4 protein-coding genes are annotated in these 3,254 nt (G+C 32.5%); 2 read left to right on the top strand and 2 right to left on the bottom strand.

Translation table 11 applies throughout. The features are described 5' to 3' along the window. Positions 1–134 (top strand): TRAM domain-containing protein (locus tag ACY65O_RS19780; protein WP_462222584.1); only part of this gene is annotated, 134 nt, incomplete at its 5' end. A gap of 88 nt (positions 135–222) precedes the next feature. Then, complete coding sequence (gene bshC / locus ACY65O_RS19775) at positions 223–1,821, top strand: bacillithiol biosynthesis cysteine-adding enzyme BshC (protein WP_462222583.1); 1,599 nt, start codon at positions 223–225, stop codon at positions 1,819–1,821. A 7-nt stretch (positions 1,822–1,828) separates the two neighbouring features. On the opposite strand, the gene ACY65O_RS19770 is transcribed toward bshC, so the two are convergent. Beyond that, entirely contained in the window at positions 1,829–2,959 is a 1,131-nt protein-coding gene (locus tag ACY65O_RS19770; protein WP_462222582.1) for an ATP-grasp domain-containing protein, read from the bottom strand. Positions 2,960–2,962: 3 nt separating this feature from the next. After that, positions 2,963–3,254 (bottom strand): hypothetical protein (locus ACY65O_RS19765; protein WP_462222581.1); only part of this gene is annotated, 292 nt, incomplete at its 5' end.

The following is a 3,254-nucleotide window of genomic DNA, read 5'->3' as shown; positions in this document are numbered from 1 at the left end:
GTACAGAATTTGACAGTGTAGAAGTAGATAATGAAGTGATTATTGAAAGTAAAAAGAAACTGATCATCGGCGATTTTGTGAATGTAAAAATAACAAAGGCTTACGATTATGATATTGAAGGGGAGGTGGTTTAAAGATAATACTTTGTTAGAAGGAATACATGAGGTGTTTGCAGTTGAACATTGTATATTGAGCATTGAATATTGAACATTAAAGTATAAAATGAACTTTTCTTCGCAAAACATAACTTACCAGGAAACCGGCTTTTTTTCTAAAATTGTACTGGACTACATTTCCGGTAATGATTTATTAAAACCTTTTTATCAGCATGCAGTTTCTATTGATGGAATTAAAGCCGCCATTGAAGAAAGAAAAAAATATTCCACTAACAGAAAAGTATTGGTGGATGTTTTGCAAAAGCAATATGCTGAAATTATTCTTACAGCAAAACAAACATTTAACCTGCAGCAATTAAGTAATCAAAATTGCTTTACCATTACCACTGCACATCAACCCAATATTTTTACCGGACATTTATATTTTATTTATAAAATTTTGCACACTGTAAAATTGGCTGAGGAATATAAAAAAGCTTTGCCCGAAAATAATTTTGTACCTGTTTATTATATGGGCAGCGAAGATGCCGACCTGGAAGAACTGGGCCATGTTTTTATTAATGGTGAAAAACACCAATGGCAAACCCAACAAACCGGGGCAGTTGGCAGAATGAAAGTGGATAAGGCTTTAGTAAAATTAGTTGATAACATTGCCGGGCAAGTTTTAATTTATCCATTTGGTGCAAGCATTATTGCTGTAATAAAAGATTGTTATAAAGAGGGTGTAACTATTGAGCAGGCAACTTTTAAATTGGTGAATGAATTATTTAAAGAATATGGCGTACTGATTATTTTGCCCGACAATGCAGCATTAAAAAGATTATTTATACCAGTTGTAGAAAAAGAATTGACAGCAACATTTTCTCATGCAGAAGTTGCAGCAACTGTTGCTGCATTTCCAGCAGCATATAAAGTGCAGGCAAGCGGAAGAGAACTGAATTTATTTTATTTAACGGACAATAGCAGGGAAAGAATCATCGTCGAAAATTCCCAATTCCAAATCCCTAATTCCAAATTACAATTTAGTAAACAGGAAATTATAAGTGAATTAATTAATCATCCCGAACGTTTTAGTGCCAACGTAATTCTCCGTCCGGTTTTTCAGGAAATGATTTTGCCCAACATTGCATTTATTGGCGGTGGTGGCGAAATTGCTTACTGGCTGGAGTTAAAAAAAGTATTTGAAGAAGTAGGCGTGCCGTACCCGGTTTTGGTGTTACGCAATTCATTTTTAATAATAGAAAAAAATCACCAGGCACTTCTTGATAAATTAAATTTTACCGTTGCCGATCTTTTTAAAACTGAAGAGCAGTTAATGAACCAACTCGTAAAAAGGGAAAGCGGCTTGCAGTTAAGTTTGAAAAATGAAATGCAAACGTTGGAAGGTTTTTACACCACATTGCAGCATACGGCCACAGCAATAGACAGCAGTTTACAAAAACATACGGCAGCCCTGCAAACGCAGGCACTTAAAAAAATAACAGCCTTAGAAAAGAAAATGCTTAAAGCAGAAAAGAAAAAATTTGAAGCTCAGCAACGCCAATTGCAAAAATTAAAAATTGTTTTATTCCCCCATAATAATTTACAGGAACGTATTGAAAATTTCATTCCTTTTTATGCCAAATGGGGCGATGACTTTATTAAAGCCCTTTACGAAAATTCATTGGCACTGGAGCAGCAGTTTATAATTTTAGAAGAACTCTAATTATTTTTTATATTGCAGCAACTACTTTCAGCTTATGTTCTTTCTGTGCCTTACATACTTGCCTGAAAGATTGTAAACTCATATAAGCTGTTCCTTTTTTATGGTTTGCCTTTGCAGCTTCATACATCATTTTGTAATGTTGTATAATTATTTTTTGGGCTTTGAAAAAGGAAAATCCAGGTTGGTAAATGTGAGCGGGCTCTGCACCTGAACCATTTAATTCTAATATTGAAAAGTGTTTTCCTTCTTTTAAATCTTTAATGCTTTTACATTTTATATCGAAGCGGCCAAAATAAAAACCTTCAATCTGTTTACTGATGTTATTAAAAACTGTATTTAGTTTTTCATCAATAACATCGCAGTAATCTAAAAACAATGCACCCCTTACATGATTGCCAAATGGAACAAGTATTTCAATTTCGCCATGCTTCAAAATTTTATTAAAATCAATTGTACCTGAATGCTTTAATTTTTCTAATTGTAAAAAAGCCCTGTCATCGGCTTCAATTAATTTATATAAATTAGAAATGCCATCACCGGTTATTTTTAAATATTCTTTACTGGTTACTGATGTTATCATTCCATTTGCAGCATCAGGGTGCCGGTAAAAGAAAATGCTTAACTCCATTGGGTAATCAATATATTTCTGCAATAAAAAATCAATGGGATATTTTAATAAATATTTTTCCAGATCAGAAGTGTTTTTTAAGATATTAACACACCACCCTCTTTCTCCCCTGTCGGGTTTAGCAATAGCAGGAAATTTCATTGCTGTATTATCCATTTTCAAGATAACATCATCAATACTTTCTTTTTCTTTTATTAAAATAGTAGCAGGGTAATACTGTTTTGGTATAAGTTTGAAAATATCCCATTTACTTTCAAAAATCATTCCCCCGGTTTCTATTGAGGGGTTAGCCGCCGAAAAAAAGCAAAACGATCTTGCTCTTATGCAATAATAAATAAAATAAAAACTTGCCGGAATATATACCAGCCACATTGGCCAGTATTCCCAACTAAAAAATTTAATATATTTTATCCTCCACCAATTTTTTATGGCCTGTGTTTTTACAGGCATTGTTTTAACATTACAACAGCTGTTGGTAAAAGAAAAAGGTATTGTTTCGGCACTTTTCATTCTTTAAATAATACTGCAAATTGCAGATGCTTTTTTCGATTGTAAAAAAGTTTTTATTGTATGTTGTGTTTCAGCAGTAAAATCAAAATAACTTACTGTAGCAGCTTCATGAGTAATAATGTCTATAAAAGTATAGCTGAGTGTTTTGATTTTTTTGTTACGGTTTATTAAAAAGCCATTCCAAATGTCATCGTAATTTTTAAAAAAATTTAATAAAGATAATTTTGATACACTTGGTTTAGTGCTAATCCAGTCTGTAAATAATTTTGACCTTGTTTTTTTTGCTCTTTCATCA

Source organism: Ferruginibacter sp., assembly GCF_031430955.1.
In the GTDB taxonomy this organism is placed as follows: Bacteria; Bacteroidota; Bacteroidia; order Chitinophagales; family Chitinophagaceae; genus Ferruginibacter.
Note: the sequence above shows the minus strand (reverse complement) of the source record. Positions and strands in the feature narration are given on the sequence as shown.

Coding starts and splice junctions, on each gene's coding strand:
- bshC (WP_462222583.1), top strand. CDS start 223: ATGAACTTTTCTTCGCAAAACATAACTTACCAGGAAACCGGCTTTTTT.
- ACY65O_RS19770 (WP_462222582.1), bottom strand. CDS start 2,959: ATGAAAAGTGCCGAAACAATACCTTTTTCTTTTACCAACAGCTGTTGT.